The organism is Streptomyces violaceoruber (assembly GCF_033406955.1).
GTDB lineage: Bacteria > Actinomycetota > Actinomycetes > Streptomycetales > Streptomycetaceae > Streptomyces > Streptomyces violaceoruber.
This window is the reverse complement of record NZ_CP137734.1, coordinates 4,315,715-4,341,362: the sequence shown is the minus strand read 5'-3', so window position 1 is coordinate 4,341,362 and position 25,648 is coordinate 4,315,715. Positions and strand designations below refer to the sequence as shown.

Annotated in this window: 25 protein-coding genes and 1 pseudogene; 15 read left to right on the top strand and 11 right to left on the bottom strand. The window is 72.1% G+C overall.

Annotated features, from left to right (window positions below; genetic code table 11):
* Window positions 1-3: 3 nt before the first annotated feature.
* Complete coding sequence (locus tag R2E43_RS19440; protein WP_003975140.1) at window positions 4-1,302, top strand: M18 family aminopeptidase; 1,299 nt, start codon at window positions 4-6, stop codon at window positions 1,300-1,302.
* Between the two features lie 114 nt (window positions 1,303-1,416).
* Window positions 1,417-1,668, top strand: coding sequence for a DUF6458 family protein (locus tag R2E43_RS19435; protein ID WP_003975139.1), 252 nt, complete (start codon window positions 1,417-1,419; stop codon window positions 1,666-1,668).
* Window positions 1,669-1,727: 59 nt separating this feature from the next.
* On the opposite strand, the gene R2E43_RS19430 is transcribed toward R2E43_RS19435, so the two are convergent.
* A complete protein-coding gene (locus tag R2E43_RS19430) occupies window positions 1,728-2,132 on the bottom strand; it encodes a cupin domain-containing protein (RefSeq protein ID WP_011029240.1) in 405 nt (134 codons plus the stop codon).
* 51 nt (window positions 2,133-2,183) lie between these two features.
* Between R2E43_RS19430 and R2E43_RS19425 the strand changes: the two genes are divergently transcribed.
* Entirely contained in the window at window positions 2,184-3,188 is a 1,005-nt protein-coding gene (locus tag R2E43_RS19425) for a GlxA family transcriptional regulator (protein ID WP_030863373.1), read from the top strand.
* On the top strand, window positions 3,185-3,679 hold the full coding sequence (locus R2E43_RS19420) for an LURP-one-related/scramblase family protein (protein WP_003975131.1): 495 nt from the start codon (window positions 3,185-3,187) through the stop codon (window positions 3,677-3,679). The genes R2E43_RS19425 and R2E43_RS19420 overlap by 4 nt, the downstream gene beginning before the upstream one ends.
* A gap of 22 nt (window positions 3,680-3,701) precedes the next feature.
* Here R2E43_RS19420 and R2E43_RS19415 read toward each other — a convergent pair whose 3' ends face one another.
* Window positions 3,702-4,160, bottom strand: coding sequence for a DUF2867 domain-containing protein (locus R2E43_RS19415; protein WP_003975130.1), 459 nt, complete (start codon window positions 4,158-4,160; stop codon window positions 3,702-3,704).
* Window positions 4,161-4,227: 67 nt separating this feature from the next.
* Window positions 4,228-5,022 carry a carbon-nitrogen family hydrolase gene (locus R2E43_RS19410; RefSeq protein ID WP_003975129.1) on the bottom strand — a complete coding sequence of 265 codons (795 nt, stop codon included), beginning with the start codon at window positions 5,020-5,022 and terminating at the stop codon, window positions 4,228-4,230.
* Window positions 5,023-5,203: 181 nt separating this feature from the next.
* Here R2E43_RS19410 and R2E43_RS19405 point away from each other — a divergent pair, with 181 nt between their 5' ends.
* The gene (locus R2E43_RS19405; protein WP_003975128.1) at window positions 5,204-6,028 is read left to right on the top strand and encodes a maleylpyruvate isomerase family mycothiol-dependent enzyme; all 825 of its coding nucleotides are present in this window, start codon (window positions 5,204-5,206) and stop codon (window positions 6,026-6,028) included.
* 124 nt (window positions 6,029-6,152) lie between these two features.
* Here the strand turns inward: R2E43_RS19405 and R2E43_RS19400 are convergent, their stop codons facing one another.
* Window positions 6,153-7,463: an MFS transporter gene (locus R2E43_RS19400; protein WP_003975127.1), complete on the bottom strand. Its 1,311-nt coding sequence runs from the start codon at window positions 7,461-7,463 to the stop codon at window positions 6,153-6,155.
* A complete protein-coding gene (locus tag R2E43_RS19395) occupies window positions 7,460-8,110 on the bottom strand; it encodes a GntR family transcriptional regulator (protein WP_003975126.1) in 651 nt (216 codons plus the stop codon). The genes R2E43_RS19400 and R2E43_RS19395 overlap by 4 nt, the downstream gene beginning before the upstream one ends.
* 221 nt (window positions 8,111-8,331) lie before the next feature.
* Here R2E43_RS19395 and R2E43_RS19390 point away from each other — a divergent pair, with 221 nt between their 5' ends.
* The 4 genes and pseudogenes from R2E43_RS19390 to R2E43_RS19375 all read left to right on the top strand — a co-directional run bounded on the left by R2E43_RS19390 (window position 8,332) and on the right by R2E43_RS19375 (window position 11,851).
* The gene (locus R2E43_RS19390) at window positions 8,332-9,276 is read left to right on the top strand and encodes a D-alanyl-D-alanine carboxypeptidase family protein (protein ID WP_011029243.1); all 945 of its coding nucleotides are present in this window, start codon (window positions 8,332-8,334) and stop codon (window positions 9,274-9,276) included.
* Between the two features lie 112 nt (window positions 9,277-9,388).
* Complete coding sequence (locus tag R2E43_RS19385; protein ID WP_003975124.1) at window positions 9,389-9,736, top strand: GntR family transcriptional regulator; 348 nt, start codon at window positions 9,389-9,391, stop codon at window positions 9,734-9,736.
* Window positions 9,733-10,719 carry a DUF1648 domain-containing protein gene (locus tag R2E43_RS19380; protein ID WP_003975123.1) on the top strand — a complete coding sequence of 329 codons (987 nt, stop codon included), beginning with the start codon at window positions 9,733-9,735 and terminating at the stop codon, window positions 10,717-10,719. The genes R2E43_RS19385 and R2E43_RS19380 overlap by 4 nt, the downstream gene beginning before the upstream one ends.
* Window positions 10,720-10,866: 147 nt before the next feature.
* Window positions 10,867-11,851: pseudogene (locus tag R2E43_RS19375) on the top strand (BRO-N domain-containing protein).
* A gap of 77 nt (window positions 11,852-11,928) precedes the next feature.
* On the opposite strand, the gene R2E43_RS19370 reads toward R2E43_RS19375, so the two are convergent.
* Genes R2E43_RS19370 through pdhA form a run of 3 tightly spaced genes read right to left on the bottom strand, consistent with a single transcriptional unit; the run spans window position 11,929 to window position 15,569 of the window.
* Window positions 11,929-13,347, bottom strand: coding sequence for a dihydrolipoamide acetyltransferase family protein (locus tag R2E43_RS19370; RefSeq protein ID WP_016326662.1), 1,419 nt, complete (start codon window positions 13,345-13,347; stop codon window positions 11,929-11,931).
* 10 nt (window positions 13,348-13,357) lie between these two features.
* Complete coding sequence (locus R2E43_RS19365; RefSeq protein ID WP_003975119.1) at window positions 13,358-14,338, bottom strand: alpha-ketoacid dehydrogenase subunit beta; 981 nt, start codon at window positions 14,336-14,338, stop codon at window positions 13,358-13,360.
* Window position 14,339: 1 nt separating this feature from the next.
* Window positions 14,340-15,569, bottom strand: a complete 1,230-nt coding sequence (gene pdhA, locus R2E43_RS19360) for a pyruvate dehydrogenase (acetyl-transferring) E1 component subunit alpha (RefSeq protein ID WP_319129178.1) — start codon at window positions 15,567-15,569, stop codon at window positions 14,340-14,342.
* Window positions 15,570-15,892: 323 nt separating this feature from the next.
* Between pdhA and R2E43_RS19355 the strand changes: the two genes are divergently transcribed.
* Both R2E43_RS19355 and R2E43_RS19350 read left to right on the top strand, forming a co-directional pair.
* The gene (locus R2E43_RS19355) at window positions 15,893-16,549 is read left to right on the top strand and encodes a response regulator (protein WP_003975117.1); all 657 of its coding nucleotides are present in this window, start codon (window positions 15,893-15,895) and stop codon (window positions 16,547-16,549) included.
* A 124-nt stretch (window positions 16,550-16,673) separates the two neighbouring features.
* Complete coding sequence (locus tag R2E43_RS19350) at window positions 16,674-17,081, top strand: hypothetical protein (RefSeq protein WP_106518357.1); 408 nt, start codon at window positions 16,674-16,676, stop codon at window positions 17,079-17,081.
* Window positions 17,082-17,282: 201 nt separating this feature from the next.
* Here the strand turns inward: R2E43_RS19350 and R2E43_RS19345 are convergent, their stop codons facing one another.
* Complete coding sequence (locus R2E43_RS19345) at window positions 17,283-18,908, bottom strand: protein kinase domain-containing protein (protein ID WP_016326665.1); 1,626 nt, start codon at window positions 18,906-18,908, stop codon at window positions 17,283-17,285.
* A gap of 346 nt (window positions 18,909-19,254) precedes the next feature.
* On the opposite strand from R2E43_RS19345, the gene R2E43_RS19340 reads away from it, so the two are divergent.
* Window positions 19,255-20,925, top strand: a complete 1,671-nt coding sequence (locus R2E43_RS19340; RefSeq protein WP_030863380.1) for a protein kinase domain-containing protein — start codon at window positions 19,255-19,257, stop codon at window positions 20,923-20,925.
* Window positions 20,926-21,040: 115 nt separating this feature from the next.
* Here the strand turns inward: R2E43_RS19340 and R2E43_RS19335 are convergent, their stop codons facing one another.
* Window positions 21,041-21,580 (bottom strand): bacterial proteasome activator family protein, encoded by a 540-nt coding sequence (locus R2E43_RS19335; protein ID WP_003975113.1) that lies wholly within the window; start codon window positions 21,578-21,580, stop codon window positions 21,041-21,043.
* A gap of 234 nt (window positions 21,581-21,814) precedes the next feature.
* On the opposite strand from R2E43_RS19335, the gene R2E43_RS19330 reads away from it, so the two are divergent.
* Window positions 21,815-22,549: a hypothetical protein gene (locus R2E43_RS19330; protein WP_016326667.1), complete on the top strand. Its 735-nt coding sequence runs from the start codon at window positions 21,815-21,817 to the stop codon at window positions 22,547-22,549.
* A 36-nt stretch (window positions 22,550-22,585) separates the two neighbouring features.
* Here the strand turns inward: R2E43_RS19330 and R2E43_RS19325 are convergent, their stop codons facing one another.
* Entirely contained in the window at window positions 22,586-23,566 is a 981-nt protein-coding gene (locus R2E43_RS19325; protein WP_030863383.1) for an NAD(P)H-quinone oxidoreductase, read from the bottom strand.
* A gap of 142 nt (window positions 23,567-23,708) precedes the next feature.
* Between R2E43_RS19325 and R2E43_RS19320 the strand changes: the two genes are divergently transcribed.
* Window positions 23,709-24,749 carry an ATP-binding cassette domain-containing protein gene (locus R2E43_RS19320; RefSeq protein ID WP_332056404.1) on the top strand — a complete coding sequence of 347 codons (1,041 nt, stop codon included), beginning with the start codon at window positions 23,709-23,711 and terminating at the stop codon, window positions 24,747-24,749.
* Window positions 24,746-25,594, top strand: a complete 849-nt coding sequence (locus R2E43_RS19315) for an ABC transporter permease (protein WP_003975109.1) — start codon at window positions 24,746-24,748, stop codon at window positions 25,592-25,594. The genes R2E43_RS19320 and R2E43_RS19315 overlap by 4 nt, the downstream gene beginning before the upstream one ends.
* Window positions 25,595-25,648 lie beyond the last annotated feature (54 nt).

Genomic DNA, 25,648 nt, shown 5'->3' with positions numbered 1-25,648 from the left:
CCCATGAGCGCACCCTCCCGCTTCGACCGCGGCCACACCGACGACCTGATGACCTTCCTGTCGGCGAGCCCGACCCCGTACCACGCCGTGGCGAGCGCCGCCGCGCGGCTGGAGAAGGCCGGTTTCCGCCAGGTCGCGGAGACCGACGCCTGGGAGGCCACGAGCGGCGGCAAGTACGTGCTGCGCGGCGGCGCGATCGTCGCCTGGTACGTCCCGGAGGGCGCCGCGGCGCACACCCCGTTCCGCATCGTCGGCGCCCACACCGACTCCCCCAACCTGCGCGTCAAGCCCCGCCCGGACACCGGGGCGCACGGCTGGCGCCAGGTCGCCGTGGAGATCTACGGCGGCCCGCTGATGAACTCCTGGCTCGACCGGGACCTGGGCCTGGCCGGCCGCCTCTCGCTGCGCGACGGCTCCACCCGCCTGGTCGACGTCGACCGCCCGCTGCTGCGCGTCCCGCAGCTCGCCATCCACATGGACCGCAACGTCTCCACGGAGGGCCTCAAGCTCGACAAGCAGCGCCACCTCCAGCCCGTCTGGGGCCTGGGCGACTCCGTGCGCGACGGCGACCTGATCGCGTTCCTGGAGGACGAGGCGGGGCTGGCCCGCGGCGAGGTCACCGGCTGGGACCTGATGACGCACTCCGTGGAGCCCCCGGCGTACCTGGGCCGCGACCGGGAGCTGGTGGCGGGCCCGCGGATGGACAACCTGCTGTCGGTGCACGCCGGGACGGCCGCCCTGGCCTCGGTCGCGGCCTCCGGCGCCGACCTCCCCTACATCCCCGTGCTGGCCGCCTTCGACCACGAGGAGACCGGCTCCCAGTCGGACACGGGCGCCGACGGACCGCTGCTCGGCGGCGTGCTGGAGCGCTCCGTGTTCGCGCGCGGCGGCTCCTACGAGGACCGGGCGCGCGCCTTCGCCGGCACCGTCTGCCTGTCCTCCGACACGGGCCACGCCGTCCACCCCAACTACGCGGAACGGCACGACCCGACGCACCACCCGCGGATCAACGGCGGACCCATCCTCAAGGTCAACGTCAACAACCGCTACGCCACCGACGGTTCGGGCCGCGCCGTGTTCGCCGCCGCCTGCGAGAAGGCGGACATCCCCTTCCAGACCTTCGTCTCCAACAACTCCATGCCGTGCGGCACCACCATCGGCCCCATCACCGCGGCCCGGCACGGCATCAGCACCGTCGACATCGGCGTGGCCATCCTGTCGATGCACAGCGCCCGGGAGTTGTGCGGCGCCGACGACCCGCACCTGCTGGCCAACGCGCTGGTGGCCTTCCTCCAGCCGTAGCCGGCAGGGCACAACCCCGCCCCGCGGCATGAGGGTTGAAGCCGGGGGTACCCGCACGGAACCGGATCGGCCGGAAACCCGGAACCGACCGGATCTGACAGGGAGGCAACACTCATGGGCCTCGGCGGGTGCATCATCCTCATCGCCGTGGGAGCCATCCTCACGTTCGCGACCGACTGGGACATGCAGGGCGTCAACCTCGACCTGGTCGGTGTGATCTTCATGGTTGTCGGCCTGATCGGCGTCGCCACGTTCAGCAGCATCGCCCGGCGCCGCCGCGTCGTGATGCCGCCGACGACCCCGGTCGTCGAGGAACGGCCCCACCACCACACGCAGGACGGCTACCGCGACGGCTACGGCGCCTGACGGCGCCGGCGCGTCCACCGGCGCCGCCCCCGGCTTCACCCCGCCCACGGCCGGTTCCGTCAGAAGGCGCCCGGGGTCAGCGCGTGTCCGCTGGTCGCGTCCACATGGCCCGGCACCTCGTCGTGCCGGTCGCCGACGGTGAGTGTCCCGGTCGGTTCGAACAGCAGGATGGCCGTGGGAACGGGCGCGTACGGCTTGTGTTCCGTGCCGCGCGGGACGGTGAAGACGGACCCCTTCGGCAGGACGACGACGCGCTCGCCGGCGGGCTCGCGCAGGGCGATGTGCAGTGTGCCGTCGAGGACGAGGAAGAACTCGTCGGTGTGGTCGTGCACGTGCCAGACGTGCTCGCCCTCGACCTTCGCGACGCGGACGTCGTAGTCGTTGACGGCGGTGACGATACGGGGGCTCCACTGCTCGGCGAAGGAGGCGAGGGCGGAGGCCAAGGAGATCGGTTCCTGAGTCATGGCGCCATCGTCCGGGGTGACGGGGGCGCGGACGAGTGCTAGGAATCGCATATGTCGCAAGGATCCTCTCAGCTCTCGCGCCCGCATCGTGTCGCGGTGATCGTCGACGAGGGCACCAACCCGTTCGAGGTCGGCTGCGCCACCGAGCTGTTCGGGCTGCCGCGGCCCGAGCTGGGGCTGCCGGGACCGCTGTACGAGGTGACGCTGTGCGCTCCGGATCCCGGGATCCGCATGAATCACGGGTTCTTCACCCTCACCGACGTGCCGGGGCTGGACGCCGCGGACGACGCGGACACGCTCGTCGTACCCGGACGGCCGGACAACGTGGTGCCGCGCGTCCCCGCCGTGCTGGACGCCATCCGGCGCGCACACGCCCGCGGCGCACGCGTGGTGAGCCTGTGCACCGGCAGCTTCGCACTCGCCGAGGCCGGTCTCCTGGACGGGCGGCGGGCCGCGACCCACTGGCTGTGGGCGGAAACCTTCCGCCGGCTGCACCCCCGCGTCCGGCTCGAACCGGACGTGCTGTTCGTGGACGACGGCGACGTCCTCACCGCCGCGGGCAGCGCGGCGGCACTGGACCTCGGACTGCACCTCTGGCGCCGGGACCACGGCGCCGAGATCGCGAACGCCGTGTCCCGGCGTCTGGTGTTCGCCGCGCACCGGGACGGCGGTCAGCGGCAGTTCGTGGAGCGGCCGGTGCCGGACGTGCCGGACGAGTCGCTGGCGCCCCTGCTGGCGTGGGCGCAGGAGCGGCTGGGCGAGCCGCTGACGGTGACGGACCTGGCGGCGCGCGCGGCGGTGTCCCCGGCCACGCTGCACCGGCGGTTCCGGGCGCAGCTCGGGACGACGCCCCTCGCCTGGCTGACCGCCGAGCGCGTGACCCTCGCGCGGCGGCTGATCGAGCGCGGGGAGGAGCGGCTGGACGCGGTGGCGGCCCGCAGCGGACTGGGGACCGCCGCGAACCTCAGGGCGCGGCTGCGACGCGAGACGGGACTCAGCCCGTCGGCCTACCGGCGGCGTTTCGGGACGGGTGCGGGGGAAGCGGTCAGAACATGAGATTCCTCGTGTACGACCGGCTCCTCGGTATCGGTGACGACTACTGGATCGAGGACGACCAGGGCAACAAGGTCTTCCTCGTCGACGGCAAGGCGATGCGGCTGCGGGACACCTGGGAGCTGAAGGACCCCCAGGGGCGCGTGCTCATCGACATCCACCAGAAGATGTTCGCCCTGCGCGACACGATGGTGATCGAACGGGCCGGCGAGCCCCTGGCCCGCATCAAGCGCAAACGACTCTCCCTGCTGCGCAACCACTACCGGGTCGTCCTGGCCGACGGCACCGAACTGGACGTCAGCGGCAAGATCCTCGACCGGGAGTTCGCCGTCGAGTACGACGGCGAACTGCTGGCCGTCGTCTCCCGGCGGTGGCTCACCCTCCGGGACACCTACGGCGTGGACGTCGTCCGGGACGACGCGGACCCGGCGCTGCTGATCGCCCTGACGGTGTGCGTGATCCACCTGGCGGAGAAGGAACGGGAGGACGACTGAGGACCGGCTGACCGGCGGCTCCTCACGCCGTGCGGCGGACGGCGCGGCCGAGGAGCAGCGGCACGGCCAGGTGGTGCACCGGTGCGGCCAGGGACCACAGCATCCGGCCGCTGCGGCCCTCGAAGTTCACGTACGTCGCCCAGAGCAGCCGCACGGCGTCGACGGTCACGACGTTGCGGACTGTCAGCGACGGGGCGCGGGCCTCCACGGCGATGCGGTCCGGCCCGGACTCCACCGTGCGCCATCCGATCACGTGCCGTGCCGAGACCCTCGGTCCCAGGCGCAGGCCGAGCACGCCCGACCAGCCCGCCCGGAGCAGGGCCCGCAGCAGCGCGGGAGTGTCCTCGAAGGTGGTCCGCGCCCACTCCTCGGCCGTACGGCGGGGGAGCCCGGCGAGCGGAAGCGCGAACGCCGACGCGAAGTGGGCGCCGGCGGGTTCCACCCGGACGCGGCGGATGGCGGAGGTGCTGGTGCGTGCCATACCCGTAATTCTGGGCGCCGCGACCGAGCGTCAAACACGCTGGGTCACGACCCCTCACACTCCGAACTCAGCCGCGCGGCGGCTCCAGCCCCAGCACCCGGTCCTTCAGGGCCGGGAACTGCTCCCGGGTCCGCGCCACCCGCTCCGGGTCGAACTCCACCGCGAGGACCTCCTCGTCCGCACCGGCCTCCGCGAGCACCTCGCCCCAGGGATCCACCACGATCGAGTGACCGGCCTGCGGAACTCCGGCGTGCGTCCCGGCCGTTCCGCAGGCGAGCACGAACGCCTGGTTCTCCACGGCCCGCGCCCGGGCCAGGAGCGTCCAGTGGGCCCGACGGCGTTCCGGCCAGCCCGCCGGGACGACCAGGATCTCGGCACCGGCGTCGACGAGGGAGCGGAAGAGCTCCGGGAAGCGCAGGTCGTAGCAGGTCGCCACGCCGAGGGTGGTGTCCGGCAGCCGGACCGTCACCGGTTCGCGCCCCGCGCCCATCAGCACGGCCTCGCCCTTGTCGAAGCCGAAGCGGTGGATCTTGCGGTAGGAGGCGGTGAGATCACCGGCGGGGGAGAAGACGAGAGAGGTGTTGTAGAGCCGCCCGTCCGGGCCGCGTTCGGGGACCGACCCGGCGTGCAGCCACACGCCCGCGTCGCTCGCCGCCTTCGCCATCGCCTCGTACGTCGGGCCCCGCAGCGGCTCGGCCGCCGCGTCGAACTCCTCGAAGGCGAACGCGCCCGTGGTCCACAGCTCCGGCAGCACGACGAGGTCGGCGCCCGCCTGCTCCCTTACCAGAGCCGCCGCCCGCACGCGACGCGCTTCGACCGTTTCGTCCTCGTTCACGGCGATTTGAATCAAAGAGGCGCGCACACTACCACCGTCCTGGCATTCGAGCCGTCCACACGGGCCTACGATCGTCACACGAAAGCACTGCCGGGGTGCCGCACAGCAGCGTAACTTAGCGTTCCAAGACACCCGCCGACTGCCGCCACCGCCACTGGCACCGCCGCCACCAACCGCCCGTGTACCGACCGCCGAGGGGTCCCGTTCCGTGAGTCTGCATCCCGCCCTCCAGCCCTACGCCGACGCCTGGACTCACTCCATCGAGGCGATATCCGAGCTGGTCCAGCCGCTTGTGGAAGCAGAGTGGAACCGCCGCACCCCCTGCCCGGGCTGGTCGGTGCGCGACATCGTCTCGCACGTGCTGGGCCTGGACTCCGAGATGCTCGGCGACCCCCGCCCCATCCACACCCTCCCGCGCGACCTCTACCACGTCACCAACGACCACCAGCGCTACATGGAGATGCAGGTCGACGTCCGCCGCCACCACACGGCGCCGGAGATGACGTCCGAGCTGGAATACATGATCATCCGGCGCAACCGCCAGCTGCGGAACGAGTCGCGGGACCCCGGCACGAAGGTGCGCGGCCCGCTCGGCACCGAGCTGACCCTGGAGGAGGCGATGCGCCGGCACGCCTTCGACGTGTGGGCGCACGAGCAGGACCTGCGCACGGCCCTCGGCCGCCCCGGCAACCTCGACTCCCCCGGCGCGCACGTCGCCCGCGACGTGCTGCTCGGCGAACTGCCCGCCGTCGTCGCCGAGCGGGCGGACGCGCCGCGCAGCTCGGCCGTCGTCTTCGACGTGCACGGCCCGGTCGAGTTCCTGCGCACCATCCGCGTCGACATCCAGGGCCGCGGCACCCTCGAATCGTCGCCGGCCCTCGGCCCCGCCGCCACCCTCACCCTCGACTGGGAGACCTACTTCCGCCTGGCCTGCGGCCGGGTGACCCCGGAGGCGGCGGCGGACCGCATCAAGACGGAGGGCGACCCGGACCTGACGGCGGCGATCCTGCGCCACTTCACCGTCACGCAGTGAGGTTCCAGCCCGTTGGGGGTGCCCCCTCCGGGGGAGTTTGCGGACGCGGCCGTTCAGGCTGAAGCGGGGACCCGGGGGCGGCAGCGCGGCAGCCCCCGGCCCGGCCCGCACCCACGCCGGGTGCCTACACGGGCACGTGCACCGTCTCCACCCGACTCGCGACCAACCGCTCCCGCTCCCGCAGCGCGGCCCGCTTGCGCAACCGCAGAATCTGCGTGACACCGAGCGCCTGCAACACGAACACCGAGGAGAACGCGACGGTGTAGTCGTCCCCCGTCGCGTCCAGCAGCACCCCCACCGCGAACAGCGTGGTCATCGACGCCACGAAGCCCCCCATGTTCGTGATCCCGGACGCCGTCCCCTGCCGCTCCGCCGGATTCGCCGGCCGCGCGAAGTCGAAGCCGATCATCGACGCCGGACCGCACGCCCCCAGCACCGTGCACAGCACCACCAGCAGCCACATCGGCGCGTGCTCGGCCGGGTAGGCCAGCGTCACCGCCCAGAGCAGCGCCGTCGCCCCCACCGTGCCGAGCGCCAGCGGCAGCCGCGCCGCGTGGTGCCGGGCGATGACCTGGCCGTAGACCAGGCCGACGGCCATGTTGGACAGCACGACGAGGGTGAGCAGCGTGCCGGCCGTGGCCCGGGACAGCCCCTGCGCCTCGACCAGGAACGGCATCCCCCACAGCAGCAGGAACACCATCGCCGGGAACTGGGTGGTGAAGTGCACCCACAGCCCGAGCCGCGTCCCCGGCTCCCGCCAGGACATGGCGATCTGCCGCCGTACGTACGCGGCCCCCTGGTGCGGCAGCGGCTCCGGCTCGTGGCCCTCGGGGTGGTCCTTGAGGAAGAGCAGCAGCAGGACGAAGACGACGACACCCGCCAGCGCGCTGCCCGCGAACGCCGCGGTCCAGCCGATGCCGTGCAGCAGCCGGGCGAGGACGAGCGTGGAGACCAGGTTGCCCGCCATGCCGACGAGACCGGCGAGCTGGGCCACCATCGGCCCGCGCCGGGCCGGGAACCAGCGGGTGCCGAGGCGCAGCACGCTGATGAACGTCATCGCGTCCCCGCAGCCCAGCAGCGCCCGCGAGGCCAGCGCCATGCCGTACGACGGGGAGAAGGCGAAGCCCAGCTGCCCCGCCGTGAAGAGCACGACGCCGAGGCCCAGCACCTTCTTGGTGCCGAGCCGGTCGACCAGCAGGCCGACGGGTATCTGCATACCGGCGTAGACCAGCAGTTGGAGGATGGAGAAGGTGGACAGCGCGGAGGCGTTGACGTGGAAGCGGTCGGCGGCGTCGAGACCGGCGACCCCGAGGGACGTACGGAAGATGACGGCGACGAAGTAGACGGAGACGCCGATGCCCCACACGGCGATCGCCCGCCGGCCCCCGGCCGGATCACCGGGCAGGACACGGCCGGCCGAGGTGGCCGTACTCATCGGACCTCCCCCCGCGCCAGGTGCGAGAACCAGCCCACGTGCCGGCCCACCACGGCGACGGCCGCCTCCGCGTCCCCGGCACGCAGCGCGTCGAGGATCTCCTCGTGCTCGGCGAGGGTGTGGGCGATCCGGTCGGGGTGGGAGTGCATCACGGCGACGCCCATGCGCAACTGGCGGTCGCGGAGCTGGTCGTAGAGGCGGGAGAGGATCTCGTTGCCGCCACTGCGGACGATCTCGGCATGGAAGCAGCGGTCGGTGACGGAGGCGGCGGCGAAGTCACCGGCGGCGGCCTGCTCCTGCTGCCGGGCGAGCAGTTCCTCCAGCCGTTCCACCAGCCCCGGCGGGGCGGGTACGGCCTTCCTGGCCGCGTGCTCCTCGACCAGCAGCCGGGTCTCCACCACGTCGGCGATCTCCTGCGCGGAGACGGGCAGGACCAGGGCGCCCTTCTTGGGGTAGAGCCGGATCAGCCCCTCGGCCTCCAGCCGCAGCAGTGCCTCGCGCACCGGGGTGCGGGAGACGCCCACGGCCTCGGCCAGCTCGCCCTCGGTGAGCAGCGTCCCGCCCTCGTACCGGCGTTCCAGGACGCCCTGCTTGACGTGGGTGTAGACGCGGTCCGCCGCGGGGGGTTGCTTCACTGCCGTGGTCATGCCGACAGGATAGATACAACAGGGACACAAGAGGGATCCGGTCCAGTATCCGGACGCCGACTCGGCCCGCTCACCCCTCGGAGGGAACCGGAGGCCTTCCCCCGGCCCCGCCGCGCAACCATTCGCCTCCCTCGGGTGTCGGACTGTCGCGGCCACCGCTCCATCGACCACAACTCGGCCGCACTCCAGGGGAATTCACCATAATCGGGGTAATCAACTCAATGAACGCCATTCCGGGCGCCACCGCATCCGTCCGTCCGCGCAGGGCCCTCGCCGCCGTCCTGACCGGCGCCGCCGTCCTCGCCACCGGCGTCCTCGCCACCGCTCCGGCACAGGCCGCCGCACCCGACCGCGCGCTCGCGGCACCCGTACGGGCCGCCGCCGTGCCCTCGATCGCCGCCAGGGGCGGCTTCGTGATGAACAACGCGACCGGCAGGTCGCTCTACACCAAGGCCGCCGACACCAGGCGCTCCACCGGCTCCACCACCAAGATCATGACCGCCAAGGTCGTCCTCTCCCAGCCGAAGCTGAACCTGGACGCGAAGGTCACGATCCAGATGGCGTACAGCGACTACATCGTGTCGAAGAACGCCTCGTCCGCCCGCCTGATCGTCGGCGACAAGGTGACGGTCCGCCAGCTGCTGTACGGGCTGATGCTGCCGTCCGGCTGCGACGCCGCGTACGCGCTGGCAGACAAGTTCGGCTCGGGCAGGACGCGGGCGGCGCGGGTGAAGTCCTTCATCGGCAAGATGAACGCGACCGCCAAGAGCCTCGGCCTGAAGAACACGCACTTCGACTCGTTCGACGGCATCGGCAACGGCAAGAACTACTCCACGCCGCGCGACCTCACGAAGATCGCGAGCAGCGCGATGAAGAACTCCACCTTCCGCACCATCGTCAAGACCAAGAAGTACACGGCGAAGACGAGGACGAAGAAGGGCGGCACCCGCACGATGGCACCCTGGACCAACACCAACACCCTGCTGGGCAGTTACAGCGGAGCGATCGGCGTGAAGACCGGGTCGGGGCCGGAGGCCAAGTACTGCCTGGTCTTCGCCGCGACCCGGAAGGGGAAGACGGTGATCGGCACGGTCCTGGCGTCCTCGTCGTCGGCGCAGCGCGCCAAGGACGCCACGAAGCTCATGAACTACGCGTTCACGAAGTAACCCGCCCCCCGCCGCACCGCCACGAAGGGCCCGTCGCCGACGCGACGGGCCCTTCGTGCTGCGCCGGCCTCCCTGTACCGATGAAGCACATGGTGATAGTTTCATTAGCACCATGCTGCTGAGTCTGGACAAGACCGACACCCGCCCCCTGCACGAACAGGTGGCCGGCGCCCTCCGGCGCGCCATCGCCGAGGGGGAGTGCGCCCCCGGGGACCGCCTGCCCTCGGCCCGCGACCTCTCCGAGGCCCTGGACGTCAACGTCAACACCGTGCTGCGCGCACTGCGCGGCCTGCGGGACGAGGGCCTGCTGGAATTCCGCCGGGGCCGGGGGGTGACGGTGGCCGAGGGCGCCCGGCCCCACTCCGAACTGCAGATCCGGGTACGGGAACTGCTCGCCGAGGCGGCTCGGCTGGGCTACAGCAGGACCGATCTCATCGACATGATCAGGGGGATGCCATGAGGGACACGACAGCGGCACGGCGGGCGACGGCGGCGGTCTGGACGGCCGGGGTCACAGCCGTGCTCGCCGCGATGCCGCTGCTGGCGCGGGACCGGCTGCCGGACCGGCTGGCGACCCACTGGGGCCTGAACGGCGAAGCGCCCGACGGCTCGATGCCCCTGTGGGCGGCGTCCCTCGCCCCCGCGCTGATCTGGCTGGTGACGGCGGCCGCGGTCACCGTCCCCCTGATGCGGGCGGGCCCGCCGGCCCGTCCCTGGACCACCGTGACCCTGCTCCCCATGGGCATCGTCCTCACCGGCGCGCAGGCCGCGGTCATCCGGGCCAACCTGGACCGCGCGGACTGGCACGAGGCCCGTCAGCCCACCGCCTGGGTCGTCGCGATCCTGGCCGGGGCCGTACTCGCGGGCGTGGCCGCCTGGCTGCTCGTCACCCGGCGGCGCGGCACCCACGACGCCGCGACGCCCGACGAGGGCACCCCCGCGCTGGACATCCCGAAGGGCCGCCGGCTGGTCTGGTTCTCCCGCACCGCCAACCCCTGGCTCCAGCTGATCGCGGCCGCGATCGGCCTGGTGGCCGTGGGCGCACTGGTCGCGCTGGCCGGTGGCGTGGCCGCCCCGGGCGCCCTGTGGGCGCTGTTCGCCGGCTGCGCCGCCGGGTCCCTGGCCTGCGGGGTCTTCTCCTCGGTCCAGGCCCGGGTCTCGGAACGGGGCCTGGAGGTCTCCTTCGGCCCGCTCGGCTGGCCCGGACGGCGCTGGGCACCCGGCGACATCGACACGGCCCGGATGGAGGTCCGCCGCCCCGCCGAGGTCGGCGGCTGGGGCTACCGGCTGAGCGGCCTCGGCACCACGGTCATGCTGCGCGCCGGCGAGTGCCTGGTCATACGCCCCCGGGGCCGCCGAAGCGACTTCGCCATCAGCATCGACGACGCCGAACGCGGCGCGGCCCTCCTCAACACCCTCCGCACGGACCCGACCCGGGGCTGAACACAGCGGCCCCGGGGGCCTGTTACACGCCCCTCGGGGACCACCGCAGCTCTTTCGATCATCTTCGCTCGCAGTCGTGAACATCCGCGAATCTGGCTGGCATATGCCCCTGACTCCGCCCTACGTTCCGCGACGGAGGTGGTTCACATGAACGAACCGAGCGAACGAAAGAACTTCGCCAAGCAGAACGACGCGATCGACGTCAGCGACTTCGTCTACGCGGCGACCGGCGACCGGCGCCCGGGTGCGCAGGCTGACCATGCCGGGCGGAAGCCACTGGTTTCCGGCAGCGGACGTGTGCAAGGAGTTGGGATACACCACGACCCGAAAGGCCCTTCTCGACCACGTACCGGAGGAACACCGAGACAGTCTCGAGACTGTGACTGGAAGTCACAGTCTCAGCATTCCCGCAGGTAGAAAGTGGCGACGAGACTTGCAACTCATTGATCTGCAAGGTCTCATCCTGCTCGTCAACGCCTGCACCAAACCGGCCTGCGCCCCCTTCAAGCAGTGGGTCGCCGAAGTCGTCGAGACCGTGCAGCGCGAGGGTTCTTACTCTCTGGACGAGGCGGAGGTGCAGCCCACCGAACCCGGTGCCCCCGTCGCCTACGCCATGCCGGACCAGGTGGCCGATGCCATCGTCCGGCTGGAGGCGCACAACCTGAAGCTGGACGAGGAGTTGGCGGAGGGCCAGCGCACGTCGATCGCACTCCAGCGGGAGATGCTGGCCACGCAGCAGGCCACACTCGCCGTCCAGCAGTCCACCCTCGCCGTGCAACAGGCCATGGTGCACGCCTTGGAGCGCATCGCGGACCGGTTCGACACCCTGGTTCTCCACCAAGGGTCTCCCCGCGGCCACCTCGCCCCGGTACCGACCACGGAGTCCCTACTGGCCGACTGGCGGCAGCGGTTGTCCGTGACGGAGGACGTGTGGACGGTCGCCCGGGCCATCGCACCGGTGCTGGTGGAGAAGGGTGAGCTGCGGGAGCCGCTGGAGTCGATCGCCGGCCGTACGGGCCTCTCCGTACGGCGGGTCAACGAATGCCTGCGGCTGCTGCGCACCCACGCCTGCATCCGCTCACGGGGCGGGGCCGAGGACGGGGCTCCGGTGTACGTGCTGCACCGGGGCTGAGCCCGGCACAACAAGAGGGGCGTCGCAACTCGAGCTTGCGGCGCCCCTCCGTCGTGAAGGTACCCGGTTCGTGGCCGTCAGGCCCAGCTGATCAACCGCTTCGGCTGCTCCAGGACCGCCGCGACGTCGGCGAGGACCTTGGAGCCCAGTTCGCCGTCGACCAGGCGGTGGTCGAAGCTCAGCGCGAGGGTGGTGACCTGGCGGGGCTTCACCTTGCCCTTGTGGACCCACGGCTGGAGCTTGATCGCGCCGACCGCCAGGATCGCGGACTCGCCCGGGTTGAGGATCGGCGTGCCGGTGTCGACGCCGAAGACGCCAACGTTGGTGATGGTCACCGTGCCGCCCTGCATGGCGGCCGGGGAGGTCTTGCCCTCCCTGGCCGTCGACACCAGCTCGCCCAGCGAACCCGCCAGCTGCGGCAGGGTCTGCGCGTGGGCGTCCTTGATGTTCGGAACGATCAGGCCGCGCGGGGTGGCGGCGGCGATGCCCAGGTTGACGTAGTGCTTGACCACGATCTCCTGGGCCGCCTCGTCCCAGGACGCGTTGACGTCCGGGTTGCGCCTGATCGCGACGAGGAGGGCCTTGGCGATCAGGAGCAGCGGGTTCACCCGCAGGCCCGTGTACTCCTTGTCCTGCTTCAGCTCCTCGACCAGCTTCATCGTGCGCGTCACGTCGACCGTCACGAACTCGGTGACGTGCGGCGCGGTGAACGCCGAACCGACCATCGCCGCCGCCGTCGCCTTGCGCACGCCCTTGACCGGGACACGGGTCTCGCGCGTCGTGTCGTACGACGACGGGGCCGACGGGGACGGAGCGGGCGCGGCCTGCTCGGAACGCGGGGCCGCCGCCTGGGCCGGCTCGGGCGCCGACACCGCCGCGTGCACGTCCTCGCGGGTGATGATGCCGTCCGGGCCGGACGGGACCACGGTCGCCAGGTCGACGCCCAGGTCCTTGGCGAGCTTGCGCACCGGAGGCTTGGCCAGCGGGCGGTCGCCGGTGACCGGCGCGGCCGGTGCCGCGGGCGCCGCGGGCGCTGCCTGGCCGTGGCCGTTCAGCTCGGCCTGGATCGCCGCCGCCGGCGTCTGCGCGGCGGCCGGGGCCTCCGCGCCCTTGCGGGGACGGCGCTTGGTCGAGGAGGTGGAGACCCCGTACCCGACCAGGACCGGCTGGCGGCCCTCCGGCTTGGGCTCCTCCGCCACGGCCTCCTGCACCGGCTCCGCGGCCGCCGCCGCGCCGTCGCCGACGGCCACCGCGATGATCGACGTACCCACGTCGACCGTGGTGCCCTCGGGGAAGTGCAGCTCGCGGACCACGCCGTCGTAGGGGATGGGCAGTTCGACGGCGGCCTTGGCCGTCTCGACCTCGCACACCACCTGGCCGTCGGTGACCGTGTCACCGGGCTGGACGTACCACTTGAGGATCTCGGCCTCGGTGAGCCCCTCGCCCACGTCGGGCATCTTGAACTCACGCACGGAGCTGTCCGTCATCGTCGTCACGCTCCCCTCCTCAGTACGCCAGCGAGCGGTCGACGGCATCGAGCACCCGGTCCAGGTCGGGCAGGTACTCCTCCTCCAGGCGGGCCGGCGGGTACGGGGCGTGGTAGCCGCCGACCCTCAGCACCGGGGCCTCCAGGTGGTAGAAGCAGCGCTCCGTGATCCGGGCGGCGATCTCCGCGCCGGAGCCCAGGAACACCGGCGCCTCGTGGACCACGATCAGGCGGCGGGTCTTCTCGACCGACGCCTGGATCGTGTCGAAGTCGACCGGCGAGATCGAGCGCAGGTCGACGACCTCCAGGGAGCGGCCCTCCTCGGCGGCCGCGTCGGCGACCTCCTGGCAGAGCTTCACCATCGGGCCGTACGCGGCCAGCGTGAGGTCGGTGCCCTCGCGCACCACGCGCGCGGTGTGCAGCGGGCCGGGGATGGCCTCCTTGTCGACCTCGGCCTTGTCCCAGTACCGGCGCTTGGGCTCGAAGTAGATCACCGGGTCGTCGCTCTGGATGGCCTGCTGCATCATCCAGTACGCGTCCGCCGCGTTGGACGGGCTGACCACCTTCAGGCCCGCCACGTGCGCGAACAGCGCCTCGGGGGACTCGGAGTGGTGCTCGACCGCGCCGATGCCGCCGCCGTAGGGGATGCGGATGACGACCGGCATCTTGACCTTGCCCAGCGAGCGGGCGTGCATCTTCGCCAGCTGGGTGACGATCTGGTCGTAGGCCGGGAAGACGAACCCGTCGAACTGGATCTCCACCACCGGCCGGTACCCGCGCAGGGCCAGGCCGATGGCGGTGCCGACGATGCCGGACTCGGCCAGCGGCGTGTCGATGACCCGGTCCTCGCCGAAGTCCTTGTGCAGACCGTCGGTGACCCGGAAGACGCCGCCGAGCTTGCCGACGTCCTCGCCCATGATCAGGACCTTGGGGTCCGACTCCAGCGCGCGGCGCAGCGACTCGTTGATCGCCTTCGCCAGCGCCATCTTCTCCGCTGCCATGTCAGACCCCCTCTGCGTCTGCGAACGATGCCTGGTACGCGGCGAACTGCGCCCGCTCCTCGTCCACGAGCGCGTGCCCGTCCGCGTACACGTTCTCGAAGATGGCGAACCGGTCCGGGTCCGGCATGGCACGGACCACTTCGCGCACTCGTTTGCCCAACGTCTCGCTCTCGGCCTCCAGTTCCGCGAAGAATCCCTCGTCCGCATGGTTTGCGGACTCCAGGAAGCGGCGAAGGCGCAGGATCGGGTCCTTCGCCTCCCAGGCGGCGCGCTCGTCGTCGTGCCGGTAGCGGGAGGGGTCGTCCGAGGTGGTGTGCGCGCCCATGCGGTACGTGTACGCCTCGATCAGCGCCGGTCCCTCGCCGCGCCGGGCGCGGTCCAGGGCCCAGCGGGTGACCGCGAGGGAGGCCAGCACGTCGTTGCCGTCGACGCGGACGCCGGGGAAGCCGAAGCCCTGGGCGCGCTGGTAGAGCGGCACCCGGGTCTGCTTCTCGTTGGACTCGGAGATCGCCCACTGGTTGTTCTGGCAGAAGAACACCACGGGCGCGTTGTAGACGGCGGCGAAGTTGAACGCCTCGCTGACGTCGCCCTGGCTGGAGGCGCCGTCGCCGAAGTACGCGATCACGCCCGAGTCGGCGCCGTCCTTGGCCACGCCCATCGCGTAGCCCGTGGCGTGCAGCGCCTGCGAGCCGATGACGATGGTGTACAGGTGGAAGTTGTTGCTGTTGGGGTCCCAGCCGCCGTTGTTCACCCCGCGGAACATGCCGAGGAGGTTGGTCGGGTCGACGCCGCGGCACCAGGCGACGCCGTGCTCGCGGTAGGTCGGGAAGACGTAGTCGTCCTCGCGGGTGGCCCGGCCGGAGCCGATCTGGGCGGCCTCCTGGCCGAGCAGGGAGGCCCACAGGCCCAGCTCGCCCTGGCGCTGCAGGGCGGTGGCCTCGGCGTCGAAGCGCCGGGTGAGCACCATGTCGCGGTACAGGCCGCGCAGCTCGTCGGGGGTGATGTCGGCGACGTACGAGGCGTACTCGGCGTGAGCGGCGTCCTCGACGCGCTCGCCCTCGGGCGTCAGCAGCTGCACCAGCTCCGTGTCGGAGCCCTTCTCGGCAGCGGTACGGGTGGTGCTGGTGGTGCGAGTCGTGCGCTTGCCGGTGCCGGCCTTGCTGCCGGTGGTCCCGGCCGCCTTGCTTCCGGCGCTGCGTCGCGGCTTACGCGCGGCAGTGCTCTCGGTCACGTGTGCTCCTCCGTCGGTCCGGCCCCCGGGTTCGCCGGAAGCCAGTGCGGCTCACCTGCGGCCCGGCGGACGCACAAGGGTGGGTGCGGCCCGATCGGGAACAGGCGTGACAGGTGCCCCGGCGAGCGCCCTGCGAACAGCACGTTACCCAGTGCTCCACATTTCTGTGAAACCCCTCCTGACCTGCGTTTTTACTCGGATTTCCAAGTAAATCGGCGAAGGACGGAAGTTCTACTGGTCACAGCCTTGCAGGGGGCCGGAACAACGGCACGTTATCCCGGCCACCCCGGGCACGGGAAGAGTCGGTGTGTGACACTGACCGCGTGCGCGAAGACGGAAAAATCCGGGTATTCCTCCTCGACGACCATGAGGTGGTCCGGCGCGGGGTGCACGATCTGCTCTCCGGCGAGGCCGACATCGAGGTGGTGGGCGAGGCCGGTACGGCCGCCGAGGCGCAGGCCCGGGTCACGGCCACCCGCCCGGACGTCGCGGTGCTGGACGTACGACTGCCCGACGGCAGCGGCGTGGAGGTCTGCCGCGACATCCGCTCCCGGGACGAGTCCGTCCGCTGCCTGATGCTGACCTCCTTCGCCGACGACGAGGCCCTCTTCGACGCGATCATGGCGGGCGCCTCCGGCTACGTCCTCAAGGACATCCGCGGCGCCGAGCTGCTCGGCGCCGTGCGGGAGGTGGCGGCCGGCAAGTCGCTGCTCGATCCGGCGGCCACCGCGCGCGTGCTGGAGCGGCTGCGCGGCGGCGGGACCAGGCCCGACGACCGGCTGGCCCGGCTCACCGAGCAGGAGCGCCGCATCCTGGAGCTGATCGGCGAGGGGCTGACCAACCGCGCGATCGGCGAGCGGCTGCACCTTGCGGAGAAGACGATCAAGAACTACGTGTCGAGCCTGCTGGGCAAGCTCGGCATGCAGCGGCGCTCCCAGGCCGCCGCCTTCGTGGCCCGCCTGGAGGCCGAGAACCGCTGACGGTCCTCTCCCCCGCCCGGGCGCGCACCGGGCCTGCCCGGGACGGCTTACTCGGGACTTACGTCCTCTCCTGCCGGGGCGGGCGGCCCTGTTCCCGGGCCCCGGGCTCCCGCACAGTGAGACCATGCCCTCCGACGAACAGCTCGCCGTCGGCCTGCTCGGCCGCACCGCCTACGGCCGGGCGGCCACCACCCTGCGCGCCCTGCCCTTCCTCGCCCACGCGCGGCACATCGTGGCCGACGGCCGGGTCCTGCTGCGCATGCCCAGGAGCTGGGGGTACCACCGGGTGTGCGCCGGGAGCGTCGTCGCGTACGGAGCGGACAACCTGACCTCCGCGCGGCCCGGCGAGAGCCTGTGGACCGTGCAGGTCGTGGGCCGGTGCGAGACCCACGAGCCGAGCACCGCCGAGCTGGAGCGGTTCGGTCCGACGCCGGACCGGGTGGACGGCGAGCCCTTCGAGCCCGCCTACCTGCGCGTCGACCCGCAGTTCGGCACGGTGCACTTCACGGACGGGTCGGCGGGGCCGCTCTGACCTGCCCGTGACGCCGGACCGGGTGGACGGCGAGCCCTTCGAGCCCGCCTACCTGCGCGTCGACCCGCAGTTCGGCACGGTGCACTTCACGGACGGGTCGGCGGGGCCGCTCTGACCTGCCCGGGGCGGCGTCCCCGCAACGCGACGCGCGCGTGGAGCCCGTTTCCGGGCCGCACGCGCGCGTAGGGATCGGGGTACGGGTCAGCCCTCGCCGCCCTCGGACCCGCCCGGGGCACCGGTCGCGCCGCCCGTCGGATCGCCACCGCCGGTCGGCTCACCACCACCGGTCGGCTCACCACCACCGGTGGGCTCACCGCCGCCGGTCGGGTCACCCGTCGGATCACCGGTCGGGTCACCCGTCGGATCGCCGGTCGGGTCACCGGTCGGATCGTCCGTCGCGGTCTCCGACGGCGACCACGTCGGTGTGTACGGCTTGTCCCAGTCCCCGTCGCCGGTGCCGCCCCCGCCCGAGCCCTGCTCGGTGCCCGGGTCGGTGGTCTCCTGCGTCGCCTCGTCGCTGGGCGAGGAGCTGGGCGACTCCTCGCCGGTGCTCTGGGAGGTGGTCGCCGACGGGCTCTTGTCCGTCTCGGTGCCGCCCTTGCCGTCGTCGCCGTTGTTCAGGGCGAGCGCGACGCCCGCCGCGATGGCGATCACCGCGAGGACGGCCAGTATCCAGAGCTTGCCGCGGCCGGTGCCCTTGTTGCCGGCGCCCTCGAAGCCGCCGTCGTCCCCGTCGTAGCGGCCCGGCAGGATCGGCTGCGGGATCTGCTGGGTGCCCGACGCCCCGTGGTCGGCGGGGTGCGGCATCACCGTCGTACCCGCGAGACCGGCCGACGGGGTGTGCCGGCCGTCGTGGGCGGCGACCGGGCCGGTGTTCCAGGTGCCGGTGTGGCCGCCCTGCTCGTACAGCATCTGCAGCCCGTACTGGACCAGGCCGCGCATCTCCTCGGCGGTCTGGAAGCGGTCGTCGGGCTCCTTGGCCAGCGAGCGCATCACCAGGCCGTCCAGCTCCGGCGGGGTGGCGTCGGAGACCTCGGACGGGGGCGTCGGGATGTCCTGCACGTGCTGGTAGACCACCGACAGCGGGGTCTCCCCGGTGAACGGCGGGCGCAGCGCGAGGAGTTCGTAGAGCAGGCAGCCCGTCGCGTACAGGTCGGAGCGGTGGTCGACGGCCTTGCCGAGGGCCTGCTCGGGGGAGAGGTACTGCGGGGTGCCCATGACCATGCCGGTCTGCGTCATCGTCGACTGGGCGCCGTGCAGGGCGCGCGCGATGCCGAAGTCCATCACCTTGACCGCGCCGGTGTTGGTGATGATGACGTTGGCCGGCTTGATGTCGCGGTGCACGATGCCGTGCTGGTGCGAGTAGGCCAGCGCCTCCAGGACGCCGGAGACGATGATCAGCGCCTGCTCGGGGCCGGGCGCCTCGGCGTTGAGGAGGAGGTCGCGGATGGTGCGCCCCTCGACGATCTCCATCACGATGTACGGCACGGACTGGCCGCCGACGACGTCCTCGCCCGAGTCGTACACGGCCACGATGGCGTGGTGGTTGAGGCCGGCCACCGACTGTGCTTCGCGCGTGAAGCGGGCCTTGGAGACGGGGTCCTCGGCGAGGTCGGCGCGCAGCAGCTTCACCGCCACGGTGCGCCCGAGGCGGACGTCCTCGGCGGCGAACACCTCGGCCATGCCGCCCCGCCCGAGCCTGCGGGTCAGCCGGTACCGGCCGTCGCCGACCAGGCCGCCGTTGCCCCAGTTCTCCGGCGCGTCAGACATACCGCCGCCAGATGCCTCGGGTTCGGACGGGCCCTGGGCGCGCTGCTGCTGTGCCATCAGTCCTCGCCGTCGTTTCTGCCCGCGGTACGCGCGGTGTTGTTACGGTCTCCGTCGGCCACGCTACAGCCTTCGTGGGGGCCTCCGGTCCGGGATGGGCGCCGGGACCGGACATGAGACGGACCGGTCATGAAACCCTGGTTCCGTACTCTCGTGCAAATTCCGTGGAGCGGCAGTACGCCGGCTGTAACGCTTCCGCGACGCTTCTTTCGCGTACGGTCACGGAACGGGCACCGCGCTTGACGTGTCGGTGCCCTGGGGCAGACTTGGCCGGGAATAGCACTTTCGATCACGAGCGCGCGTGCCGCTGCCACCGGCGCCCGCCGCCTATGGGGGACGCAGAGACATGAGCCAGGACGGCGGACAGGGACGGTATGCGGGGCGGGCTCTCGCCGGCGGCCGTTACCAGCTGCGCGACTTGCTCGGCGAGGGCGGCATGGCCTCCGTGCATCTGGCGTACGACTCGGTGCTCGACCGCCAGGTCGCGATCAAGACACTGCACACTGAGCTGGGTCGCGAACAGGCCTTCCGCGAGCGCTTCCGCCGCGAGGCCCAGGCCGTGGCCAAGCTCACGCACACCAACATCGTCTCGGTCTTCGACACCGGCGAGGACGACCTCGACGGCATGACCACTCCGTACATCGTCATGGAGTACGTCGAGGGCCGCCCGCTCGGTTCGGTGCTCGACGAGGATGTGCGGCAGCAGGGCGCGATGCCCGCCGACAAGGCGCTGAAGATCACAGCGGACGTGCTGGCCGCGCTGGAGATCAGCCACGAGATGGGCCTGGTCCACCGGGACATCAAGCCGGGCAACGTGATGATGACCAAGCGCGGCGTGGTCAAGGTGATGGACTTCGGCATCGCCCGCGCCATGCAGTCCGGCGTGACCTCGATGACGCAGACCGGCATGGTCGTCGGCACCCCGCAGTACCTCTCGCCGGAGCAGGCCCTCGGCCGCGGCGTCGACGCCCGCTCCGACCTGTACTCGGTCGGCATCATGCTCTTCCAACTGGTCACCGGGCGCCTGCCGTTCGACGCCGACTCGCCGCTGGCGATCGCGTACGCGCACGTGCAGGAGCAGCCGGTGGCCCCGTCCGCCGTCAACCGCGCCCTGCCCCCGGCGGTGGACGCGCTGGTGGCCCGCGCGCTGAAGAAGAACCCCAACGAACGCTTCCCCAGCGCCGAGGCGATGCGCGACGAGTGCCTGCGCGTGGCGGCCTCCTTCCAGGCGGCCCCGCCGAGCATCGTGCCCGGCGCCCAGACGTCGAGCGGCGCGGGCGTCGGCTCCGCCGTGTTCCCGCCAGTCGGCCAGGGCACCCCGGCCCCGACGGGCCCCGTCCAGACGCCGTACCAGCCGACGCCGTCCCCCGGCCCGAACCCGTACGGCACCCCGGCCCCGGCGGCGCACTCACCGGCGTACGGCTATCCGCAGCAGGCGGGCTACCAGACGCCCGCGCCGGCGCCGTACGCGCAGCAGCAGGGCGCGGCCACGCCCCCGCCGTACAACCTGACGCCGTCGGCCCAGGGCTCCGGCTCCGGTTCGCCGGGCGGCAAGAGCAACAAGCCGGTGATCATCGGCTCGATCGTGGTCGCCGTCGTGGCCGTCGGCGGGCTGATCGCCGCGCTGCTGATGAACGGCGGCGGGGACGAGGACCCGGAAGCCGGTGGCGGCGGCTCCTCCACCGCGTCGGTCTCCGCGTCGCCGTCGAAGGCGGCGGGCTATCGCGGGCCCGACAAGGAGAAGACGATCGAGAAGGACAAGTGCACCGAGCCGCAGGAGTCGTACAACGACCCCGACAAGATCCAGGTGCCGGACTTCACGTTCAAGTACATCGGCTCGGTCAAGGAGTGCTTCAACGCCGCGGGCTGGCAGATGAAGGTCGTCGAGGTCGACGAGAACACCTACGGCGAGGGCTCGGTCCGGGACCAGTTCCCCACCGCCGGCACGGACGTCGACCCGGAGAACATGCCGGAGATACAGCTCAAGGTCTCGACGGGCAACCCGCCGTCCGAATGAGCCCGTGAGGTGACGGGCGGCTGACGTCGAAGGGCCCGGCAGCGTGTGCTGCCGGGCCCTTCGCGGTGTCGGTGGTCGTCGTTCCGCAGTGGGTCGTCGTGACTAGGGCGTCGTCCTACAGGTAGGGCCCGCCGGAACGGCCGCCCGGGTGCGGGGGCTCCTCGCCCTCCGGGACGGCGCCCGGCGGAAGCGCGCGGCGCATCTGCTCCAGCTGGGCCCGCGCGGCCATCTGCTGGGCGAACAGCGTGGTCTGGATGCCGTGGAAGAGGCCCTCCAGCCAGCCGACCAGCTGGGCCTGCGCGATCCGCAGCTCCGCGTCGGTCGGGGTGCCGTCGTCCGTGAAGGGCAGGGAGAGCCGCTCCAGCTCCTCCACCAGCTCCGGGGCCAGACCGTCCTCCAGCTCCTTCACCGAACTGGCGTGGATCTCCTTGAGACGGACCCGGCTCGCCTCGTCCAGGGGGGCGACCCGCACCTCTTCGAGCAGCTGCTTGATCATGCTGCCGATCCGCATGACCTTGGCGGGCTGCTCCACCTGCTCGGTCACCGGAATCTCGCGGGAGTCGTCGTCCCCGCCGCCGCTGAGCGCCATTCCGTCCTGGCCGACGACCAGGATCTGGGGGTTCTCCGGCGACCTGTCGTTCCTCGGCATCTCCATGCGGCCATTGTCTCGCACCCCCGGTCCCCGGCCGGGCGGTGCCCCCGCGGAAACCGCACCGACGCGTTCGGCGGCGCCCGGAATGCCGGTGCCGGCGACCGGTGTGAGGCTTGTTCCGTCGATTCTGTTCCGTCGGCTTCGGTGCGCCGGCTTCGGTGCGCCGACTTCGGTGCGCCGACTTCCACGACGCTTTCCGATTCCACGACTGCCCATCATCGGGAGGGGGTCACGGACGTGACGCCATGGCTGCGCACACTGCGGGCGACGGGGCTGGTGGGAGCCCTGGGCGCCGGCGCGGTGGTGGCGCCGTGCGGGGCGGCGGGGCCGGCCCACGGCGCCGGGCTCCCGGCGGTGGCGGCGCCGTTCACGGCGGCACCGTCACCGGAGCACTCCGCGCCGGGGTCGGCCACCGTCCCGGACGGCTCCGGCACCCATGACGGGCGGGGCGGTCACGAACGTCCCCGGCGCCCCGACGGCCACGACCGTACGGAGCGCCCGGACGCCGGATCCGCCTCCCGGCCCGCCGAGGACTCCGGCCCGGCCGACGGCGCGGGGCGCGGTTCGCCCGAGCCCTCCCGGCCTTCCCCGTCCTCGTCCCGTTCGCCGTCGGCGTCCGGCACCGAGGCCGGCCCCGAGCCGTCCCGGGCCGGGGGCCGGCCGGGTGAGGGAAGGCAGCGGCCCGGTCGCGCCGAGGAGCGGGCACCGGAGCGGGACGGCGCGGACGAGGACGCCGGCCGGTACGGCGACGGCGTCCCCGAGGACGACCCGGCCACCGCCGTGCCGCCCGGCCGGACCGAGGCTGCCGAGGTGCCCCCGGCCACCCCGTCCCGGTCCCCGTCCGAGCGCGGCACGCCCACCCGGGCCGCCGCCGAGCCCGTACTGCGGGTGCTGCCGCTGGGCAGCGGGCTGGTGCTCATCGGGCTCGGCCTGGCGCTCGGCCTCGTGGGACTGCGCCTGCGCCGGGGGTAGGGACCGCCCCGGCACCGCGACCCGGCCGTGCGTCGCCTACGAGGTGACCAGCAGCACCTTGCCGATGTGCCCGCTCTCCTCCACCACCCGGTGGCCCTCGGCGGCCTCGCTCATCGGCATCTCGCGGTCGACGACCGGGCGGACGTGTCCCCCGGCGAGCAGCGGCCAGACGTGCTCCTTGACGGCCGCCACGATCGCCGCCTTCTCCTCCAGGGGGCGGGCCCGCAACGAGGTGGCGCTGACGGCGGCGCGCTTGGCGAGCAGCATGCCGATGTTCAGCTCGCCCTTCCGGCCGCCCTGCATGCCGATGATCGCGAGCCGGCCGTTCACGGCGAGGGCCTGGACGTTGCGGTCCAGGTACTTGGCGCCCATGTTGTCCAGGATGACGTCGGCGCCCGCGCCGCCGGTGGCGTCCTTCACCTCGGCGACGAAGTCCTGCTCCCGGTAGTTGATCAGGATGTCCGCGCCCAGCTCCGCGCAGCGCTCCAGCTTCTCCTTGGTACCGGCCGTCACCGCGACCTTCGCGCCGACGGCCTTGGCGAGCTGGATCGCCATGGTGCCGATGCCGCTGGAGCCGCCGTGCACGAGCAGCGTCTCGCCGGGGCGCAGGTGGGCGACCATGAAGACGTTCGACCAGACGGTGCAGACCACCTCGGGCAGCGCCGCCGCCCGCTTCACGTCGAGACCCTGCGGCACCGGCAGCAGCTGGCCGGCCGGGACGACGACCTTCTCGGCGTAGCCGCCGCCCGCGAGCAGCGCGCACACCTCGTCGCCGACGGACCAGCCGGACACGCCGGGGCCGACCTCGGCCACGCGGCCGGAGCACTCCAGGCCGGGGTACGGGGAGGCGCCGGGCGGGGGGTCGTAGAAGCCCTGGCGCTGCATGATGTCGGCGCGGTTGACGGCGCTGGCCGCCACCTCCACCAGGACCTCGCCCTCGCCGGGCTGCGGGTCGGGGACCTCGGCCCACACCAGCGCCTCGGGGCCTCCGGGTTCGGGAATCGTGATCGCATGCATGAGGGCGACGCTACTCCTGATGCCCTCCGTCCTCCCCCGCCGGAAAATCCCCGTGCGTCGGCGATGAGTTTGCGCGACGGTAAAGGTCTTCCCATGCGTAGCCCAAGAACGCGTACACCAAGAACGCGGAAGGACCCACAGCATGAGCACGCACACGTCCGGACTCGCCATCGAGACCGCGGGGCTGGTGAAGACGTTCGGTGAGACCCGGGCCGTGGACGGGGTCGACCTCGCCGTGCCCGCCGGCACCGTCTACGGCGTCCTCGGCCCGAACGGCGCCGGCAAGACCACCACGGTGAAGATGCTCGCCACCCTGCTGCGGCCGGACGGCGGCCACGCCCGCGTGTTCGGTCACGACGTGGTGCACGAGGCGGACGAGGTGCGCGGCCGGGTGAGCCTCACCGGGCAGTACGCGTCCGTGGACGAGGACCTCACCGGCACCGAGAACCTGGTCCTGCTGGGCCGGCTCCTCGGGCACGGCAAGGCGGCGGCGCGGGAGCGCGGTGACCAGTTGCTGGCGGCCTTCGGACTGACGGACGCCGCGGCGAAGCAGGTCAAGCACTACTCCGGCGGCATGCGGCGGCGCATCGACATCGCCGCCTCCATCCTCAACACCCCCGACCTGCTCTTCCTCGACGAGCCCACCACCGGACTCGACCCGCGCAGCCGCAACCAGGTGTGGGACATCGTGCGCGCGGTCGTCGCCCAGGGCACGACCGTGCTGCTGACCACGCAGTACCTGGACGAGGCGGACCAGCTGGCGTCCCGGATCGCCGTCATCGACAAGGGGCGGGTGATCGCCGAGGGCACCAAGGGCGAGCTGAAGGCGTCCGTCGGGGCGGGCTCCGTGCATCTGCGGCTGCGGGACGCGGAGGAGCGGCCCGAGGCCGAGCGGGTCCTGCGGAACCTGCTGGTGGCCGAGGTGCAGCCGGAGCCCGACCCGGTGGCGCTGACCGCGCGCCTCGGGGTGGCGGCCAGTGACACCGCCGCCGACCAGGCCGCCAAGGCACTCGGTGAGCTGGCCCGGGCCGGCATCACCGTCGACAGCTTCTCCCTCGGGCAGCCCAGCCTCGACGAGGTCTTCCTCGCGCTGACCGGGCACGACACCGGCCAGAGCACCGACGGCGACTCCGGTGCCGGCACCGGCACCGGCACCGACAAGAAGGACGGGGTGGCGGCATGAGCACGGCCACGAGCAGCGAGAACAAGGATCTCTCCCCGGTCAGCACCGAGTCGCTGGCGGCCCTGCTGGTGACCAGGGAGCGGCCGCCGCGGCCCAGCGCCCTGTCCACGTCCCTGACCTTCGGCTGGCGCGCGATCCTCAAGATCAAGCACGTGCCGGAGCAGCTCTTCGACGTCACCGCCTTCCCGATCATGAACCTGCTGATGTTCACGTACCTCTTCGGCGGTGCGCTGGCGGGTTCGCCCCGTGACTACATCCAGTTCGTGCTGCCGGGCATCCTCGTGATGTCGGTCGTGATGATCACGATGTACACCGGGGTCTCGGTGAACATCGACATCGAGAAGGGCGTCTTCGACCGCATCCGCTCGCTGCCGATCTGGCGGCCCTCGGCGATGGTCGGCTATCTCCTCGGCGACGCGCTGCGCTACACGATCGCGTCCGTCGTGATGCTCTCCGTCGGGCTGCTGCTCGGCTACCGGCCCGACGGCGGGTTCGTCGGCGTGGTCGCCGGGATCGCCCTGCTGCTGCTCTTCTCGTTCGCCTTCTCATGGATCTGGACGATGTTCGGGCTGATGCTGCGCACCGAGAAGTCGGTGATGAGCGTCAGCATGATGGTGATCTTCCCGCTCACCTTCCTGTCCAACGTCTTCGTCGACCCGAAGACCATGCCGGGCTGGTTGCAGGCCTTCGTCAACAACAGCCCGATCACCCACCTGGCGTCCGCGGTGCGCGGCCTGATGGCGGGCGACTGGCCCGGCGCCGAGATCGCCTGGACGCTGGGCTGGGCGGCCCTGTTCCTGCTGGTCTTCGGACCGGTCACGATGCGGCTCTACAACCGCAAGTAGCGCGTCCCGGGGAGCGCGCCCTGCGACCGGGCCACGGGGAACCCGCCCCGCGAC

Bases quoted from the DNA above. Each gene is read 5' to 3' on its own strand.
- R2E43_RS19390 (WP_011029243.1), top strand. From the start codon at position 8,332: ATGAACGCCATTCCGGGCGCCACCGCATCCGTCCGTCCGCGCAGGGCC.
- R2E43_RS19425 (WP_030863373.1), top strand. From the start codon at position 2,184: ATGTCGCAAGGATCCTCTCAGCTCTCGCGCCCGCATCGTGTCGCGGTG.
- R2E43_RS19345 (WP_016326665.1), bottom strand. From the start codon at position 18,908: ATGGCACAGCAGCAGCGCGCCCAGGGCCCGTCCGAACCCGAGGCATCT.
- R2E43_RS19380 (WP_003975123.1), top strand. From the start codon at position 9,733: ATGAGGGACACGACAGCGGCACGGCGGGCGACGGCGGCGGTCTGGACG.
- R2E43_RS19315 (WP_003975109.1), top strand. From the start codon at position 24,746: ATGAGCACGGCCACGAGCAGCGAGAACAAGGATCTCTCCCCGGTCAGC.
- R2E43_RS19320 (WP_332056404.1), top strand. From the start codon at position 23,709: ATGAGCACGCACACGTCCGGACTCGCCATCGAGACCGCGGGGCTGGTG.
- R2E43_RS19385 (WP_003975124.1), top strand. From the start codon at position 9,389: ATGCTGCTGAGTCTGGACAAGACCGACACCCGCCCCCTGCACGAACAG.
- R2E43_RS19440 (WP_003975140.1), top strand. From the start codon at position 4: ATGAGCGCACCCTCCCGCTTCGACCGCGGCCACACCGACGACCTGATG.
- R2E43_RS19430 (WP_011029240.1), bottom strand. From the start codon at position 2,132: ATGACTCAGGAACCGATCTCCTTGGCCTCCGCCCTCGCCTCCTTCGCC.
- R2E43_RS19340 (WP_030863380.1), top strand. From the start codon at position 19,255: ATGAGCCAGGACGGCGGACAGGGACGGTATGCGGGGCGGGCTCTCGCC.
- R2E43_RS19420 (WP_003975131.1), top strand. From the start codon at position 3,185: ATGAGATTCCTCGTGTACGACCGGCTCCTCGGTATCGGTGACGACTAC.
- R2E43_RS19365 (WP_003975119.1), bottom strand. From the start codon at position 14,338: ATGGCAGCGGAGAAGATGGCGCTGGCGAAGGCGATCAACGAGTCGCTG.
- R2E43_RS19415 (WP_003975130.1), bottom strand. From the start codon at position 4,160: ATGGCACGCACCAGCACCTCCGCCATCCGCCGCGTCCGGGTGGAACCC.
- R2E43_RS19350 (WP_106518357.1), top strand. From the start codon at position 16,674: ATGCCCTCCGACGAACAGCTCGCCGTCGGCCTGCTCGGCCGCACCGCC.
- R2E43_RS19325 (WP_030863383.1), bottom strand. From the start codon at position 23,566: ATGCATGCGATCACGATTCCCGAACCCGGAGGCCCCGAGGCGCTGGTG.
- R2E43_RS19335 (WP_003975113.1), bottom strand. From the start codon at position 21,580: ATGGAGATGCCGAGGAACGACAGGTCGCCGGAGAACCCCCAGATCCTG.
- R2E43_RS19435 (WP_003975139.1), top strand. From the start codon at position 1,417: ATGGGCCTCGGCGGGTGCATCATCCTCATCGCCGTGGGAGCCATCCTC.
- R2E43_RS19395 (WP_003975126.1), bottom strand. From the start codon at position 8,110: ATGACCACGGCAGTGAAGCAACCCCCCGCGGCGGACCGCGTCTACACC.
- R2E43_RS19400 (WP_003975127.1), bottom strand. From the start codon at position 7,463: ATGAGTACGGCCACCTCGGCCGGCCGTGTCCTGCCCGGTGATCCGGCC.